At 39.2% G+C, this 17584-nt stretch carries 16 protein-coding genes and 1 other RNA gene; 10 read left to right on the top strand and 7 right to left on the bottom strand.

Going from position 1 to position 17584, the window contains the following annotated elements; translation table 11 throughout:
- Positions 1–42: 42 nt before the first annotated feature.
- Genes fni through mvk form a run of 4 tightly spaced genes read right to left on the bottom strand, consistent with a single transcriptional unit; the run spans position 43 to position 4106 of the window.
- Positions 43–1089 carry a type 2 isopentenyl-diphosphate Delta-isomerase gene (gene fni / locus ACSYTJ_RS03755; RefSeq protein ID WP_491719528.1) on the bottom strand — a complete coding sequence of 349 codons (1047 nt, stop codon included), beginning with the start codon at positions 1087–1089 and terminating at the stop codon, positions 43–45.
- Positions 1064–2170: a phosphomevalonate kinase gene (locus tag ACSYTJ_RS03750; RefSeq protein ID WP_491719527.1), complete on the bottom strand. Its 1107-nt coding sequence runs from the start codon at positions 2168–2170 to the stop codon at positions 1064–1066. The genes fni and ACSYTJ_RS03750 overlap by 26 nt, the downstream gene beginning before the upstream one ends.
- A 17-nt stretch (positions 2171–2187) precedes the next feature.
- Positions 2188–3171: a diphosphomevalonate decarboxylase gene (gene mvaD / locus ACSYTJ_RS03745; RefSeq protein WP_491719526.1), complete on the bottom strand. Its 984-nt coding sequence runs from the start codon at positions 3169–3171 to the stop codon at positions 2188–2190.
- An 11-nt stretch (positions 3172–3182) separates the two neighbouring features.
- Positions 3183–4106, bottom strand: coding sequence for a mevalonate kinase (gene mvk, locus ACSYTJ_RS03740; protein ID WP_491719525.1), 924 nt, complete (start codon positions 4104–4106; stop codon positions 3183–3185).
- Between the two features lie 305 nt (positions 4107–4411).
- Here mvk and ACSYTJ_RS03735 point away from each other — a divergent pair, with 305 nt between their 5' ends.
- The 4 genes from ACSYTJ_RS03735 to ACSYTJ_RS03720 all read left to right on the top strand — a co-directional run bounded on the left by ACSYTJ_RS03735 (position 4412) and on the right by ACSYTJ_RS03720 (position 9901).
- Positions 4412–7201 carry an exonuclease domain-containing protein gene (locus tag ACSYTJ_RS03735; protein WP_491719524.1) on the top strand — a complete coding sequence of 930 codons (2790 nt, stop codon included), beginning with the start codon at positions 4412–4414 and terminating at the stop codon, positions 7199–7201.
- A gap of 64 nt (positions 7202–7265) precedes the next feature.
- Positions 7266–7766, top strand: a complete 501-nt coding sequence (locus ACSYTJ_RS03730; protein WP_491716286.1) for a cell wall elongation regulator TseB-like domain-containing protein — start codon at positions 7266–7268, stop codon at positions 7764–7766.
- A 32-nt stretch (positions 7767–7798) separates the two neighbouring features.
- Positions 7799–9094, top strand: a complete 1296-nt coding sequence (gene asnS / locus ACSYTJ_RS03725) for an asparagine--tRNA ligase (RefSeq protein ID WP_491719523.1) — start codon at positions 7799–7801, stop codon at positions 9092–9094.
- Between the two features lie 69 nt (positions 9095–9163).
- Positions 9164–9901: a DnaD domain-containing protein gene (locus ACSYTJ_RS03720; protein ID WP_491719522.1), complete on the top strand. Its 738-nt coding sequence runs from the start codon at positions 9164–9166 to the stop codon at positions 9899–9901.
- Positions 9902–9949: 48 nt separating this feature from the next.
- On the opposite strand, the gene ACSYTJ_RS03715 is transcribed toward ACSYTJ_RS03720, so the two are convergent.
- Both ACSYTJ_RS03715 and recU read right to left on the bottom strand, forming a co-directional pair.
- Positions 9950–12253, bottom strand: coding sequence for a PBP1A family penicillin-binding protein (locus ACSYTJ_RS03715; RefSeq protein ID WP_491719521.1), 2304 nt, complete (start codon positions 12251–12253; stop codon positions 9950–9952).
- Between the two features lie 18 nt (positions 12254–12271).
- The gene (gene recU / locus ACSYTJ_RS03710; RefSeq protein ID WP_491716282.1) at positions 12272–12871 is read right to left on the bottom strand and encodes a Holliday junction resolvase RecU; all 600 of its coding nucleotides are present in this window, start codon (positions 12869–12871) and stop codon (positions 12272–12274) included.
- A 123-nt stretch (positions 12872–12994) separates the two neighbouring features.
- Here recU and ACSYTJ_RS03705 point away from each other — a divergent pair, with 123 nt between their 5' ends.
- The 5 genes from ACSYTJ_RS03705 (at position 12995) to ACSYTJ_RS03685 (ending at position 16750) form a co-directional block, all read left to right on the top strand.
- Complete coding sequence (locus ACSYTJ_RS03705) at positions 12995–13561, top strand: SLOG family protein (RefSeq protein WP_491719520.1); 567 nt, start codon at positions 12995–12997, stop codon at positions 13559–13561.
- A gap of 58 nt (positions 13562–13619) precedes the next feature.
- A complete protein-coding gene (gene gpsB / locus ACSYTJ_RS03700) occupies positions 13620–14024 on the top strand; it encodes a cell division regulator GpsB (RefSeq protein ID WP_491716280.1) in 405 nt (134 codons plus the stop codon).
- A gap of 16 nt (positions 14025–14040) precedes the next feature.
- An RNA gene (rnpB, locus tag ACSYTJ_RS03695) (RNase P RNA component class B) lies at positions 14041–14419 on the top strand.
- Between the two features lie 71 nt (positions 14420–14490).
- Positions 14491–15642 carry a THUMP domain-containing class I SAM-dependent RNA methyltransferase gene (locus ACSYTJ_RS03690; protein WP_491719519.1) on the top strand — a complete coding sequence of 384 codons (1152 nt, stop codon included), beginning with the start codon at positions 14491–14493 and terminating at the stop codon, positions 15640–15642.
- On the top strand, positions 15635–16750 hold the full coding sequence (locus ACSYTJ_RS03685) for an NAD(P)/FAD-dependent oxidoreductase (protein ID WP_491719518.1): 1116 nt from the start codon (positions 15635–15637) through the stop codon (positions 16748–16750). Before ACSYTJ_RS03690 ends, ACSYTJ_RS03685 begins: the two co-directional genes overlap by 8 nt.
- Here ACSYTJ_RS03685 and ACSYTJ_RS03680 read toward each other — a convergent pair.
- Entirely contained in the window at positions 16738–17157 is a 420-nt protein-coding gene (locus ACSYTJ_RS03680; RefSeq protein ID WP_491719517.1) for a ribonuclease HI family protein, read from the bottom strand. The genes ACSYTJ_RS03685 and ACSYTJ_RS03680 overlap by 13 nt on opposite strands.
- Positions 17158–17191: 34 nt before the next feature.
- Between ACSYTJ_RS03680 and ACSYTJ_RS03675 the strand changes: the two genes are divergently transcribed.
- On the top strand, positions 17192–17581 hold the full coding sequence (locus ACSYTJ_RS03675; protein WP_491719516.1) for an EbsA family protein: 390 nt from the start codon (positions 17192–17194) through the stop codon (positions 17579–17581).
- Positions 17582–17584: the final 3 nt, after the last annotated feature.

The following is a 17584-nucleotide window of genomic DNA, read 5'->3' as shown; positions in this document are numbered from 1 at the left end:
ATTAAAACGAGCTACTGTCCATAATGAACAGCAGCTCGTTTTTTAGTATTTAATTTGTCGTTGGGTGATATAACTCATTAATTCTGATGAAAGTAATAATTTTTTTGATTGTAAATCGGCAATCGTGCGACACCCTAGCATTGTCATAATCGTGATTAATCCTGTTTGCCATTCTTGAATCATAGTTACCGTTTTTTCAGGACCATTTTGAATCAACTGGTGTAAAATCGCACCGGCCACGCCAACAGCATCAGCGCCCAATGCAATCGCTTTAGCGATGTCTAATGGGTTACGAATCCCACCTGAGGCAATGATGTCTACTTGATGGATGTAAGCTTGGGCTTCCAGCAGCGATTCGACAGTTGTTTGGCCCCATTCAGATAAGAATGCCAAATCTTTGTGTTTACGCCGAAAATTTTCAATTAAAGCGAAGTTAGTTCCACCGCGTCCGCTAATGTTGATGGCCCGAGCGCCGACTTGCTCAACTAGGGTCTTGATCGTTTCTTGATCCATCCCAAAGCCCACTTCCTTTATGATGATCGGCTTGCTAGCGTTTTGAACGATGTTAGTCAGTTCTGCTTGCCAGTTAAAATCACGATCGCCTTCGGGCATAATCATCTCTTGGGTGACATTAAGGTGGACTTCTAAAGCATCCGCACCGAGTAATTGGATCACTTGATTGGCATCGGCTAGTGAATGACCAGCCCCAATGTTAGCAAATACGATGCCATTTGGCATGTTCTCACGAAGCGTAGTGAAGCTAGGATGGGTCTTTTTGTCCTTAAGGGCAACACTAGCAGAACCGCTAGCCATTGCCAGATCAGTCTGATTAGCGATTTGAGCTAGTTGTTGATTCAATTTGCCGGTCTCATCGCTGCCACCAGTCATTGCCTCAATGTAAAATGGCCACTTTAGTTGGATCTGGCCATTAAAAAGGGTGGTAGCGGGATCCACTTGATCAATACCGATCTCAGGAAGACTGTGATGAATGAAACGGACTTGATCAAACCCAGCGTTGGCATTTGTTTGAAAAAATTTTTCCGCTAGTGAAACGTGTTCGTTCTTACGATGTGAATGACGGCTGATCATTAGATTCCTCCTGTCGATGATAACTAACGTGCAGGTTTAATTTATCAATATGGCAGTGTTTCCATTGCTCAATGATTTTATGAATGTCAGTTGAACGATCAATGATGGCAATGCCACAGTCCCCACCTCCAGCTCCAGATGATTTAGCAGCACCACCGAATTGCTCTACAATATTGCATAATTGCGTCAGCTTAGAAGTTTCGATCATAACCCCAGTATGGGCGGTTAATGCGGCTAATAAACTACGGTTGACTTTGATCTGTTCTTTGATCAACGCTAAATCATTATTTTGAAATCCATTGATCATTTTATCAACGCATTTATGGCTAGCTGCTAAAAAGTGTTGATAAAAATCTGATTGATCAACCTTTTGGTGGGTCACTCGGCCTAATAGGTGGGCAGTAGAAGCAGGGGTGCCAGTCCAACCAATCATGATTTCTAGATCAGCAGGGGGCATTAGGCGTTCGATACTTAAGTGTGGCCAATGCATTTTCACGACTGCTGTAATGGAATGGGTTTCTAAAACGTTCAATAGCCACTTACGATCAAATGAATGATATGCGATCCAGCCTTGATAAACGCTAGCCGCAACGTCACCTAATGAACCATTGCCTTGTACTTTTAAATGGGCAATGGCTGCGAGTTTGAAGATGGTCATCGAACTCGCATTACAATTCGCTAGTTTACAGATTGCTTTTACAACTGCGACCGTGACCGCAGCAGAGGATCCCAATCCGTATTTACGGCCATTTTGACTATTCAATGCACTATGGATAGCAAGGTGATAATCTCTAATTACATAATGATTTTGCTGTAAATATTCTTCGGTTGTTTTAATTGCGGAAGCGACGTAGCTGAACCCTTGGTCGAATTCATTAAAACGAATCGCTGGATTTGCTCGGTGCCATTTTAATTCACTAGTGGGACTTTGGTCTGACCAAGCAGAACTAATTGATTCTTGAAAATTAGCTTGCACTTCAATAAATTGATCCACCGCAATTAAAATTGCAGGGTTGCCTGGCTCAACAATTGCGTATTCGCCTGCGATATATAATTTGCCGGGTGCTTTAACGGTTATCAAAAAATCATTTCCCTTCTTTAGCGTGGGTCCTTAATAATTGTAACACCAGGACCAGGGTTACATACGACGATATCATCCGCATTAAAAATGGTTCTGAGTTTATTAATGATCAACGCTTCATCTTTAGATTGACATAGGACCTTAACGTTAGGGCCGGCGTCCATTGTAAAATAACAATCAATACCGCTCGTTCGTAACGATTGAACTAAATCGATCGCACTTAAGCTATCTGCATTGAAATAATTGAAACTAGGGTCGGCGCTAAGTGTTAAGGCGTGCATGCGCATTGCATTGGTTTCTGCGATGTGGCCGAGGGTTGCAAAATCATTATTTTGAATTGCCACTTTGATGGCTTTCAAATCACTTGCGGCCTGTTTTTTCCAGGCGGGGTAGTATGGTGAGGTCTCAACTGATGCCTTCATCCCTGTACGGCTACTGATTTTTTTGGGCTGGCGGTTCAAGACGACGGTGATCATTTTAATGTCCATGGGAGATGGTGGGTTGACGTCGATGGCATACGATGTTTCATTCGAATTGCCACCATGCCATTCTACAAAGCCGCCAAAGATGGAACGCGTTGCTGATCCAGAGCCCCTTCTTGCGATCATTGACAGCTGTTTTTTTGATAATTTGAGTCCCGCCGCATGGTAAGCAGCAGTGGCAAGGGCCGCAAATGCCGATGCTGAAGATGCCAATCCAGCTGAGTTGGGTACGTGGTTATATGATCTAACGATGGCCCGCGTATCGATTTTAGCCATGGTCCTGATTACGTCTAGGCAGGTCTTGACCTTGGCATCGACTGGTTGTTTGACATCATCGATAAAGAGTTGATCATCGGTGATCTGATTCGTAAACCAGACTCCTGTATCGGTATAGAAATGATCCAGGGTCAACGAAAGACTGCTATTTTGGGGGATGATCAACTTCTCATCGAGCTTGCCCCAGTATTTAACTAATGCAATGTTGGTATGAGCCCGTGCCCATGTGAATTGCTCCTGCATAATGTTCACTCCTAAAAAGTTTCGATCCAGGTACTAACGGCGCCCGCGTTTGATAATGCATTGGCAATTTTTAAAGCGGAGGCATGGTTATCCGATAGGGCAATAATACAACCACCTAAGCCACTCCCGGTCAATTTGGTGCCCAAAGAACCACTTGCGGTGGCGACTTGAATCAAGCGTTCGGTCTTAGGGATGTTGATGCCTAAATAATCTAGTTGAGACTGAGCTTGATTGAGTAGATGGCCCAGTTGCTTGATATCATCGTGTTGGAGGGCGATTTTTGTCTGCTCGGTCAATTGACCAAGGTTGCCGATCGCTTCTTTAGCTTTTTGATCCTGATTGACGATTTGGCGGACCGAATTAACCGCTACGTCGGTTTGACCACGAATCCCACTGTCAGCAATTACCATATACCCATTCAAGTTCATTTCGATCGAGTCTGGTTGTTGTTTATGAATGAACCAGACCGGCGATTCCGAACTCACCGTGGCGGTATCAATGCCACTAGGGTTACCGTGGGTGATGGTTTCTTCGATGTCACTTAGTTCGAACATTTCTTGTTTGTTCAACGGCGCTTCAAAGTAATTGTAGAGGCTCTTAATCAGTGCAATTGAAACGGCAGCTGATGAACCCATCCCTCTTTCAGAAGGGATTTCACTCGTGAAATTGATTTGGATGTTAACTGGTTGTTTTGCTAATTTACGACAGATCGCTTCGATCAATCGTTTGATGCCCAAAAGATTAATGGGGGCTTCTTTTAAGCTCCCCTTATAAAATTCACTATTGATTCTAATTCCGTTCGGGATCGTTTTTGTCGTTACCGTCATTGGAATGCTATCAATGGGAAAGGCGATTGCAGGGTGGCCATAGACCACACTGTGTTCACCGATCAAAATAATTTTAGCATGACTTTTTCCGATCGCTTCATTTTTCAATTTTATCGCTCGCTTTCTAAAATCAGTATTTATAGTATCATAAAATTAATTTTAATGAAGCCTAGATATTTATAGTTACTGATTTTTTAAGATTTTCAATCTTAGGGAACGTGACTTTGACTATCGTTCAAGGCATTCTGAATTAGATTGGTCTAGATTATTTAATCGCAATATCGCGATGTCTGATACGATAGTGAACGAATTTTGGGCATGCTCGAATTGGTTCTTTAAATTTAGAATAAATCTCTTAAATGTAGTATCATGATATTAGTTTAAAATTTGAGCGAATAAGATTGGTGAATTTGATGAATTCTAACACTGTATTTTCGGTGGTTGATTTAGAGACTACTGGGAATAGTACCCATGAGGACAACCGTATTATTCAATTCAGTTGTACACTCGTGCAAAATAATAAAATCATTCGAGTATATTCTACGGATGTTAATTCAGAAACAAGGGTGCCAACCAGAATTACTAAACTGACTGGAATTACTAATTCTGAAATTAAATCTGCACCTACGTTTGCGGAATTAGCGGATAAGATTTATAAATTATTGTCTGGCACTGTTTTTGTGGCCCATAACGTTAATTTTGATTTTCCATTTTTAAATCATGAATTTGAAAGAGTCGGCCACGCTAAACTTAATATTAAAGCGGTGGATACAGTAACCTTAAGTCAGATCTTGTTGCCCATGGTTCCTAGTTATCGGCTTCGCGATCTGACCAGTTACTTTAATATCGTCCATGACCATCCCCACGCTGCCAGTAGTGATGCTATTGCAACTGCGCACCTTTTTTTAGTATTGGTTGAACGGTTGCGGACCTTGCCGATTCAAACGTTAAAGTCAATTTTAGGTTTGAATTTGCAATTACCGTTGCATACTGGAAATTTAATTCAATCGATTTATCAATCACAGGTGCATAGTAAACGGGTCCTCCCTGATTATTTAATGGAAAAACATGGCCTGGTCGTCCGTAAATTTAATCGTTATCATAAGCATAATGATAACCACCAATACACATTTCCCTTTAATGCGCATCAAAAATTAGGGGAATTTGATCATCAAATCAAATTCATTCCAGAGCAAGTTAAGTTGATGAACTTAATATATGATAACTATAGTAAAAGTCCTTCTGATAATCTGTTTGTGGCAACTAACAAGGGCATCGGCAAGAAGTTTGGGTATGGGTTACCATTGACTTATATTAGTCATAACCATAACCAAAAGATCATTATCAGTTTGGGAGGCCAGGAGAGTGAAATTGACTTTATAAATAAGACGATTCCTGTGATCAAGCAGTTAGCCCCGTTTGAGGTCAGTTATTCAATTTTAAAGTCGGCTAATAATTATATTGATCTGAATCGATTCTTTGTGAACTTAAGAGTCGCCGATCAATCGACTCAATTTCAGTTCATGAAGGCCCAGTTGCTAGTATGGCTAACGATGACCACGACTGGGGATTTAAATGAGTTGATTTCGATCAAGGATTCACCGTTCGTAAATGAGATCAATCATCAAGGCATCAAGTCGATTCGACCCAGTCAACCATTTTATCGGATTGACTTTTTGCGACGAGCAAGAAACCATAATAAATACTCGAACTTAATAATAACGACCCATGACTATTTATTGCGCCATGCCAAACAGATTAGCCAGCAAAATCAAAAACCTTTGTTAGTGATCGACAATGCTTTAGAGTTGAACAATAGCGTTTTAAACGCCAATAAAGTGACACTCAACTTAAATCATATCAACGTTTTGATCAGAAAGATGCAAGGGACGATCAATAATACCCACTCATTATGCATTAATGAAATCATTGGTGATCAAAAGCAGTTCAAAAAATCACTCAAACACATTAGTAGTGACTTGAATTTAATGAACGATACGCTAGCTGCAATTCAAAAACGACTCTCAACTCGTTTTTTAGGTCGTGAATTTGTTAATGGCAATGATAATCATTTACGGGGTATCTTGGACAGTGGAAAACTACGTGATGAATATAATTTTGAAAAGCAACGTTTGAACAACATTAAAACTGCTTGGAAGGCCTGTTTTGAAAATGCGAACCGAATTATTAATGGACCGAAACGCGGGTATTCGATCGCCCAACAGTCTGTAATCGATCATTTTCAAGCCCTTGTTTTAGAAATGACTCGTGAAATTAAAAAGTATCATGATTTTTGTCACCAGCTAAGGGAACGTAGTGAGCAACTATTGATATCGGTATATGCTAATCAAGTTCACGATATTAACAATGCTTTTTTTACTGAGGAACTATTATCACCTGAAAATGACCTAGCTGAACGATTATATAAGTACTTTCCGCCAGTATTGTTAGTTGATAATTTGAGTGTTGATGAACGAATCGTTGACTTCATGTTCAAGAAGCTGGGGATGGTTGTAAGGAATAAACGGTTAATTCAAATTAATAATTCAGTGCAGCCAAATCCGATAACGATTATCGAAGACTCACCACTATTAGCTAGTAATTATGAGTACGCAAACGTTGATTACTATGTCAAGATAGTTATGAAGTTACTTACCGATGGCCCCAAGAAGAACTATCTAATATTTAGCTCGCATCAATTGTTAAGACAGGTTTACTTTGCACTAACTGAACATCACGTTAATGAACGCTTTAACGTGATGGCGGAGCAAATTAGCGGCAATCAAGCTAAGTTGATTAAAAATATTTTAAATGATGGGCAATTAACGGTGCTTGGGACAATGGAGACCTTAAAAGTTAGCCAGTTAATCGTTGAGCAGTTCGATTCGATTTTAATTGCTGATTTACCATTGATTCAAGATGATTCGCAACGGAATCATTTTATATTAAATCAAATTGCCAAGAATCATAATGATCCTTTCAATCAATTCTTGCTGCCGAATGCGGTTTTACAATTAAATCGGATGCTTGCGTTAAGCGTCCCCAATCAATTCGTTGGCATCTTAGATTCGCGTATCGTTAAGAAACCATTTGGCAAAACGATTTTAAAAAGCATTAACGGGCAATTTAAAACCACGTTGATCTCGGCTGATCACTTAATATTTACGATTGCTAATTTCTTTAAAAATTTTATTAAAAAATAAATCAATTTTATTTTGGATTTGATATAATGTTATTGTTAATGTCAATGTAAAAAGGAAGTTCGCCATGCAAAGAGAATTTTTACGCCAGCAGCACCGTCGAAAGGTCAGAAAAATTACCTATGGTGTGGTTGCGCTATTGATTATCATCTTTTGTATCCTACTTTTTCGGGCTCAAAGACCACTTAGCCGAGCGAAGGGGCAGTCAATTACGATTGCTAAAAAAGCAGGAATTCAAAATGTGGATAAGTTTTACACGTCCGAGTTGAACCGGACTTATTATACAGTTCAAGGAACTAATAACCATAATTCAAATCTTTATGTTATTATTAGCAAGGATAACGGTAGTACAACGGTTTTAAATGCTAGTCAGGGGATCAATCAAACCGATGCAATTAATCAGGTCAAATCAGCTGATAAAGTTAAAAAAATCCTGAATGCTGCACCATCGCTATTTAATAATAAACCGGTTTGGATCGTTAGTTATTTAAACCAATCTAATAAGCTATGCTATTACACTTTGAATTATTCTAATGGTCGAGCAATTCAAACGATTACAAACGTATAGATTATTAATTACAAAGGACGGAGGAGTTTTAAATGCAACAGATTAATATTATCGACGCTCAAAACCACGTTGATGAAAAAGTTAAAATTGGGGTGTGGTTAACTAATAAGCGTTCTAGTGGGAAGATCGCTTTCCTACAATTACGGGATGGAACGGCATTTTTCCAAGGGGTCGTGCTCAAGAAAAACGTTTCCGAAGAATTGTTCGAAGAAGCCAAAAAGTTAAGACAAGAAACTAGTATGTACGTAATTGGAATCATTCATAAGGATGAACGTTCTAAATTTGGTTATGAAATGGAAATCGAAGACATTGAAGTGATTTCTGAGACCGAAGATTACCCAATTACGCCTAAGGAACATGGGATTGAATTCTTGTTAGACCATCGGCACTTATGGCTTCGCTCCAAGCGCCCATTTGCGGTCCTTAGAATTAGAGACCAAGTGATTCGGGCAACTTACGAATTCTTTGGGAAGGAAGGCTTCGTAAAGTTCGATGCACCGATCTTAACTGGTAGTGCTCCTGAGGGGACGACCGAATTGTTCCACATTGATTACTTTGATACCAACGCCTATCTGTCCCAAAGTGGCCAATTGTACGAAGAAGCAGGTGCCGAAGCATTTGGGAAAGTATATTCATTTGGACCTACTTTTCGTGCTGAAAAATCAAAGACGCGGCGTCATTTGACTGAGTTTTGGATGATCGAACCCGAAATGGCGTTCATGCATCAAGAAGAAAGCTTGGATATTCAAGAACGTTATATTGCATATCTAGTTCAAAGCGTAATTGATAATTGTCAATACGAATTATCGATTTTAGATCGGGATATTGAAACGCTTAAGCGTTACACAAAGGTGCCATACCCACGGATCAGTTACGATGAAGCAGTCGAACTCCTTCAAAAGGCTGATTTTGATACTAAGTGGGGGGATGACTTCGGATCTCCAGAAGAAACTTACTTAGCTGATCATTTTGACCGCCCAGTCTTTGTCTTGAACTATCCTAAGTCGCTTAAGCCATTCTACATGAAACCACACCCAACTCGTGATGACGTAGTTATTTGTGCAGATTTATTAGCACCAGAGGGGTATGGTGAAATTATTGGAGGTTCTGAAAGAGCTACTGATTACAAGTACTTGCTTGATCGAATTAAAGCAGCTGGTTTAGATCCAAATGAATATTCATGGTATCTGGACTTAAGAAAGTATGGTAGTGTTCCTCACTCTGGTTTCGGACTGGGGTTAGAAAGAATCTTAACTTGGTTGACCCTTGAGGATCATGTTCGTGAAACGATTCCGTTCCCAAGACTATTAAACCGTCTTAAGCCATAAGCGCATAAAAATAGAAGTAGCCGCGGGGCTACTTTTTTATTTTTAAAATCGTGAGGAGGAAGATTCAAAATGGATAAATTTGCACAAAGGTTAATTATCGGTGGCCAAACTGTGATCCCTAATTACTTATTAGATAACTATAATAAATTAGGGATGGATGCCAATGAATTAATTATCTATCTTCAATTTAAGCGCTTTTTTGATCGGGGAATCAACGCCCCTGATATTGATCAAATCAGTGCTGCTACTAATATTGATAGTAAAAATATTTATCAAATCCTGCATAATTTAATTCAAAAAAAGCTAATGACAATTGAAACTAAGCAAGACCAAAACGGTAAGGATTTCGATCAGTACGATTTTGATCTATTATATGAAAAATTGGCGGAATTAAGTGCTCAGGACAACGATTATCCAGTAACTACTAGTCAGACTCCAGAATATAGTGAAAATAATGTTACCGACAGTATGACGGTGAATAGCCGTCGACACGTTTTTGCTAGTATTGAACGTGAATTCGGTCGTGATTTATCACCGATTGAATTGGAAACCATTAGTGGTTGGATCGATCAAAGCCATTATTCACCAGAACTAATTGAACTAGCGTTACGTGAAGCAGTTCTAAATCAAGTTTATAATTTAAAGTATATTGATCATATTTTGATGAATTGGGAAAAGAAAAACATTCGAACGGCAGCTGATGTTGAAAAAGAATTAAATAATTACCGTAACAAGAAAAATTCAACAAATTCAAATCATAATGATGATGGTAATTGGCCCGATATTCCAATTTTTAAAATTAAGTAGCAAAAAAGGATGCCCGATAATAAATCGAGCATCCTTTTTTAAATTGAATTAATTATTATTGCCATTGTTTTGATTCTGGTCATTATTGTTATTTGCATTTGTAGCATTGGTATTGGTATTGTCGTTACTACTGGAACTACTGCTGGATGAAGAAGAGCTACTGGATGAAGAACTACTGCTATCTTTGTTCCCATCGCTTGGCTTGCTTTCAATATCACTAGAAGCACGACCAGAAGAATTATTAGTGCTATTTGAGCTATCCTTGCTACTTGATTCACTATCGCTTTTCGAATTGGAATTGACTGAAGAAGATGCGCTGCTAGATGAATTACTATTATTCATGACCCCGTTGCTATAGCCCACAACGTAGTATTCAGTTTTACCATTTCTGCTGACTTCGCCAACATCATCTGGTTTGGTCCAATCCTCATTTGGCTTGTTTTGCGATGCATATGCCATTTGATACTTATAGATTTGTTGGGCAATTGCTGATTGTTGTTCAGTAACGTAGTGATTGGCTTCTAGCGGTTTATCGTACCCAGTCCAGATCGATAGGGAATAGTTCTTGGTATATCCAGTGAACCAAGAATCCATCGAAGAATAACTAGGAACTGAACTCAAGTAATTATCAGGGTATTGGGTCGTTCCAGTTTTACCGGCTTCATACAGACCATCAACCTTAGCAGCCGTTCCAGAACCATTTGCATCCGTCATGACTCCCTTTAGCATATCGGTAATCATAAATGCAGTGGCCGATGACATTGCTTTGGTTCCCTTGCTAGCGTAGTTATGAACCTTGCCGTTGGCTTCTACGATCTTATTAATGTAGTAAGGCTTGTAGTAAGTCCCACCGTTGGCAAATGCAGCGTATGCGGCTGCTTCTTGTTCAGAAGAAATATAGGCACCGATCCCATTTTGAAGCTGGAATTGACTCTTTTGGGTAATCCCCAATCCCTTTAAGAATTCGGTTGCTCGATCGATTCCCACTTCTTGTAAGGTCCTGATCGCAGGAATATTTCTGGATTCAACTAACGCACGCCGCATTGAGATATCACCTTCATAGCGGTCATCGAAGTCCATTAACTTAGTTGTGGTCCCAGGATAAGTGAATGGAGTATCTTGGACGGTCTGATAGGTTGGGAAGTGCAGGTATTCGATTGCTGGTCCATAATCCATTAATGGCTTCATTGTAGAACCACTTGATCGATCAGTTTGCACTGCTCGATTAAGACCGAATGAAATCTTAGTTTTACGGTTACCAAGCATTGCAACCACTTTTCCATTGTTGGAGTCCATCATTGTTGCCCCAACTTGAAATTGATTATTAGGAAATGCAATTGATTGATTATTATTTGCCAAGTTATAAAGGTACTTTTGGTTATCTAAATTAAGGTTGGTATAAATCTTTAATCCTGAATTAGTATTGTAACCCTTGGCTTTGAGTTCTTGAAGGGTCTGCTTTAGATATGCGTCAATGTATTTTTCATTAACCGATGTGACATCAGTATTATGGTGGGTCTTAGCAAGCCCATGTTTGACACTAACGGCCTTAGCCTTATCAGCATCAGATTGTGAAATTTCTTTATTACGGACCATGGCCTGTAAGACTTGGTCTCTTCTTTCCTTCGCATATTTTGGATATACGTATGGATTGTAATTAGTAGGTGATTGAGGCATCCCAGCTAACAAGGCATATTCAGGAAGGGTCAACTTGCTGAGTTTTTTACCGTAGTAGTATTCAGCAGCTGTTTGCATTCCGTAAACATTATTCCCCATGTAAACTTTGTTGATGTAGAACTCTAGAATTTGATCCTTTGAGTATTGACGATTGACCTTAATTGCTAGGTATGCTTCTTGGGCCTTTCGTTTTAAGGTCTGATCAGATGCTGCAGTTGAGAATACTGATAATTTAACTAGCTGTTGGGTTAACGTACTACCACCCTGGAGGCCTAGCGATGAATCAGTTAGGTTACCGAATGCAGCCCCTAGGATTCTGAGGGGATCGACACCGCCTTCTTTATAAAAGCGGCGGTCTTCGATAGAGACAACGGCTTCTTTTAGTTGGGTCGGAATGTTTTGTGACTTAACGTATTCACGATTTTGTGCCCCTAATCTGGAAATGACCTTCCCCGTTGAATCGTAAATTTTAGTGGAATTATCACTTGAAAGGGCATTATAGGTAATTTGAGGGGCACTCGAGGCGTAGTAGAAGAATAATCCGAACCCTAGCGTAATGATTACAACAAAAAATGCAACCAGACTAAGGATGATTTTTCTTAAAATATGGCGATTGCCATTTCGATACTTAGATCGATTCCGATTCACTCGGGATTCTTGATTATTATCTGACATGCAAAAAAACTCCTTCATTTAACCAATTATCTGATCAACAGCCGCTAGGTAGGGAATTAGTGGTTGTAGTCGATATTTAATATTGTACCCAAGTTCTTGAATTGTCAATTTTGGAATGGATTTACGCCCCCCTGTAAATTGAGCGTCCCAAAATTTAAATAAATCAGTCGCCTTGAATAAAAAGATTTCGTCTGTTTTTACGAATTTAATAATTGCAAAACAAATACCACCAAGTTGGGTGCATTTACGCATGTGTTCAACTTGGTGTTCGTGGAAATTACGTAATGGAAATGCATTTTGATTTCTGGTTTCCTTGGCATCAAAGTCAATATAGCGCCCCTTATAGATACCGTTGTAGTCAGTAGTAGAAGCTTTGCTAAAATAAGCTTCCTTGATTACCGCGGCAGTCCGCTTTTGATAATCAACTTTGACCACTTGAATGGGGGTCGGCTTTTTGTGAATTACTGCAATATCATTAGCAAGATAATATTGGTTACTCTTATTTAACTCATCTTCAAGGGTCATTCCACGATCACCGTAATTAACCGTGCTAAGTGGGTGGTTAATTTGTGGTTGGGAGCTATGGGGGGAAGTCCCGCCCGGATAGTTAATGGACATATAACCACCTTTCAATCTTTTATTTTAACAAATTAAATGTGTTAAAATATAAATAATAACTTACTTTTTTAATTATACCAATTATCGCGGTTTTTTTAAATTTTTTTTAGAAGGAGTGGTTTCTTGAAACGACTTTGGTTAACTGGTTATCGAAGCTATGAATTGGGGGTCTTTAATGATCGAGACCCGAAGTTAGCGGTCTTAAAATCAGTTTTGCATGATATAACCATTCAAGCAATTGAATCGGGATATAATTGGATTATTACAGGCGGACAAATGGGCATTGAACAATGGGAAATTGAGGTTGCTAACGATTTAAAAAAGGATTATCCCGATGAATTTCAAGTTGCAATGATGCTGCCGTTTGCCGATTTCGGTAATAAATGGAACGAACAAAATCAAATTAAACTGAATGCTTTAAAGTCAAAGGTTGATTTTACTGCAAGTGTTAGCAATCTGCCCTACCAATCTCCACAACAATTAAGAAATTATCAAGAATTTATGTTAAAGCATACAGATGGGGCGGTTATGATTTATGATGTAGATAAACAAGGCAAAGCGCAATATGATTATCAAGCGATTCATAACTACATGGGTTTTAATGACTATCAGTTAAGAATGATCGATTTTGATGATTTACAAGAAGCCGCTAATGAATATCAAGAAAATCAAAATAATAGTTTTCAATAATTTATTTTTTTGGTATAATGTTATTCGTGCTTGAGAAATTCGTGAGGTGTAATAAACGATGGAACAAATTCATTTTACTCCTAAGCAGATTTTGAATAAGGAATTTAGACAAAAGATGCGTGGGTACGACCCTAATGATGTTGATGGCTTCTTAGATGATGTAATCAAGGATTACAATTCATTTGATAAGATGAATCAACAACTGCGGGATGAAAATGACCGTTTAAAGAGCCAAGTTGACGAGCTTAATCGTCAGCTTGCGATGGGTCAAGATACCACTACAAATAATAGATCAGCTAGTAATGATAGTTTTAACGATGGTTTCCAAAACCAACAACCAAATCCAGCGCCTGCTATGAACAATGCGACGACGATCGATATTTTAAAACGAGTATCCAATCTGGAAAGACGGGTTTTTGGTACGCAAATGGGTAATGGTTCAACTGACTCCCATCGTTTCTAATTTATAACCTGGTGTAAATCCTGAGTAATCGCGGCTGGTTCGTATCAGCTGAGGAAAGTCCACTCTCGCACAGACTGCGATGTCTGTAGTGTTCGTGCTCGGCGAAAAAATAAGCCGAGGAATTACCATTCGGTAATTATGGCGGAGAAACGAGCTAAGGCTTCGGCTATGCTTTAATACTCTGTAAAGTGCCACAGTGACGAAACAATTGGAGAAATCCAATTGGTGGAACGCGGTAAACCCCTCGAGCGGGAAACCCAAACTACGGTAGGGGAGCTTCATGTACGGAAATTGAACCAAGCATGGGGGAGAAATTTTATTTCTCAGATAGATGATTACTACTCAATTAATTTTTTCCTGAAATTTTAATTGAGCACAAAACATGGCTTACAGGGATTTACACCTTCAGGAAGGGGTGAGAGTTTAACTCTCACCCCTTTTTTATATTTTTTAAAGGAGCAATAACATGCAAAAATTTAATTTAATCGCCACTTGTGCTGCTGGAATCGAAGCATTGGTTGGCAAAGAACTACGTGATTTAGGTTATGAAACACAGGTAGAGAACGGTCGGGTGCGCTTTCAAGGAACGATCAAGGATATTTTAACCACGAATGTTTGGCTAAGGACTGCCGATCGAATCAAAATTGTGGTCGGTGAATTTAAAGCGGTTACTTTTGATGAGTTATTTGAAAAAACTAAGGCACTTGATTGGGGGACGCTACTTCCGATGGATGCTGAATTTCCAATGGAAGGGCGCTCCAAAAACTCTAAACTGCATAGCGTTCCGGATGCCCAAGCAATTGCTAAAAAAGCAGTGGTTAGTAAAATGAGTGCTGTTTATCATCGGCGAACTCGGTTTCCAGAAACTGGGGCAAAGTTTCCATTGGAAGTAGTGATCAATAAGGATAAGGTCATGTTGACACTGGATACGACTGGCTCTAGTTTGTTCAAACGGGGTTATCGTGTCGAAAAGGGAATTGCACCATTAAAGGAAAACATGGCGGCAGCATTGATTATGTTGACGAACTGGAAGCCAGACATGCCGTTTTGGGATCCGATGTGTGGATCTGGAACATTACCGATTGAAGCGGCCCTGATTGCTCGAAACATTGCTCCTGGCTTTAACCGTGATTTTCAATGCGAAGAATGGGACTGGGTCCCAAACAATCTATCACAGCAGGTGCGCGATGAAGCTGATTCACATGCTGATTATGATACTGAGCTACAGATCTTTGCTTCCGATATTGATGGGAACATGGTCGAAGCTACTAAGCGTAACGCTCAAGAAGCTGGATTATTGTACGACATTCAAACGAAGCAATTGGCCGTACAAGACTTTAAAACGGACTTAATGAATGGGGTTATCGTAGCCAACCCACCATATGGGGAACGGATGAGTGATAAGGAAAGCATTATTCGGCTTTATCATCAAATGGGACAGGTATTTAAGCCGATGCAGACCTGGTCAAAATACTTTTTAACCAGTGATTTGGAATTCGAACAACACTATGGTGAAAAAGCAACTAAGAAACGGAAACTATACAACGGTTCGATTAGGACCGATTATTTCCAATACTGGGGCCATCCTGATTTTAGAAAGAACCATCAAAATGACTAAACGCAAAATTGCAATCATCGGTGGTGGAATCGTTGGTAGTACTATTGCATATTACTTAGCAACAGCGCCGAATTGGAAGGATTTAGAGGTCACCTTATTTGATGATGGAATTGGGCAGGCCACCAAAGCGGCTGCTGGGATCATTTCACCATGGCTATCAAAACGGCGCAACCAAAAGTGGTATCGTTTAGCAAGGATGGGGGCTGAGGTGGTCAATCAATTAGCAACGACCACACAGATGGATAAAGCCACTTACCAGCAAAGCGGGACGATCATTACTAGAAATACAGAGCAACGAATCGATGAGCTCTTGGCATTGGCCAAAACCAGACGTTTAGAGGCTCCGTTAATGGGGCAGTTGCGCAAACTTAAGGCTGATGAAGTTTGTCAATTGATTCCCTCGGTTGATAATCAACTCCCTGGGTTATTCGTCAGTGGCGGGGCCCGTATTGATGGGCAAAGATACACTGAGCATCTTTTAAGGATTGCACAAATGCGCAACCTTACTAGTAAAAAGCAAAAAGTTACTTTAACAAAAGAAAACAAAAAAATAAAATTAATAAAAGGAACCAATTTCGATCAAATCATTCTCTGTACGGGCGCTTGGATGAAAGAAACACTAGCAACAATCGGATTAAATTTAATGGTACGCCCCCAAAAAGGGCAATTAATTCAAATTCATTTAAATAATCCAGTAGAATTGAATAATATGCCAGTTTTAATGCCAGAGGGGGAGCGAGACTTTATCCCATTAAATCAAAGTGAAGTCATCATCGGTGCGACCCATGAAAATGACATGGGATTTGACTTATCACCTAGTCCAGAAGTGATCAGTGATCTTTTAGCAAGTGCAAAGCGCTTGATTCCAGATATTAATAAGGACAATATTGACTATGTAAAAGTCGGCACAAGGGCTTATACAGACGATTTTGCGCCTTATTTTGGATACCTACCTAATGTAGATAACTGTTTAATTGGTGGTGGCCTTGGATCATCTGGATTAACAACGGGACCAATGATCGCAAAGTTATTGGCGAAAGAAATCATTGCTCCTCAACATCCCGACTGGTCAGCATTTACAAAACCGATTGAAACCTATTTGAAGTAATGATGAAGTGCTTGTTGGGCTAACTCATGAGCTCCCATGTTTTCCGCTTCCGGAATCCATTGATTCATGACTAATTGAAAATGCGATTGTAATTTTAAAATCTCATCAACTAATGGTTGATAGTGTTTAGCATACTTTTTGGTTAAACTATCTGCTAAGATCTTACTATCGGTGTAGTAAAAAACGATGGTCTGGTTTAGCAAATTATTAGGAATATATTCAATTAATTTTTTAAATCCAACAATACAGGTTTCAAATTCGGCGGTATGATTATCATGAGCATCTGTAAGGGGGACCTTTAACTGCAATTGTTGACCAGCGTTCAAAATCAAAATCCCACCAGCACTTTTATCGTGATTAATATCGCCATGGTTCAATGTTGCTGCATCAGTATATAGCTTGTACATTTTTTTACACTCCATTCGAAGGGATCTAATTTTAATGACAACGACTAAAAGAACATTTTTTTACCAACCCAATCCATTAACTTCAACGATTTGTTGGAGTTGGACATTCGTTTTGTTGATATTAGGAATTATTTTTTGGCTCGAAGTAACCCAATTTTCATGGATTACACTCTTCTTTTTTGTTTTATTTGTTCTAATTAGCGCATTTCAAATTCTTTTCCGTAAAATTACAATTGAAGACCATCACTTTAAGGTTGGCCACGTTATGAATCCTAATTGGTTGGATATTGATATGCAAAATATTGAAAATTTGAAAATTAATAAGTTTACACTTACCTTTGATTATAACAAAAGACACTGTATTTTTATGTTACCAGCTAATTCTGTGATTGAAATCAATGGTATAATAAACGCATATAAATAAGTG

The organism is Nicoliella sp. ESL1113 (assembly GCF_058509245.1).
Note: the sequence above shows the minus strand (reverse complement) of the source record. Positions and strands in the feature narration are given on the sequence as shown.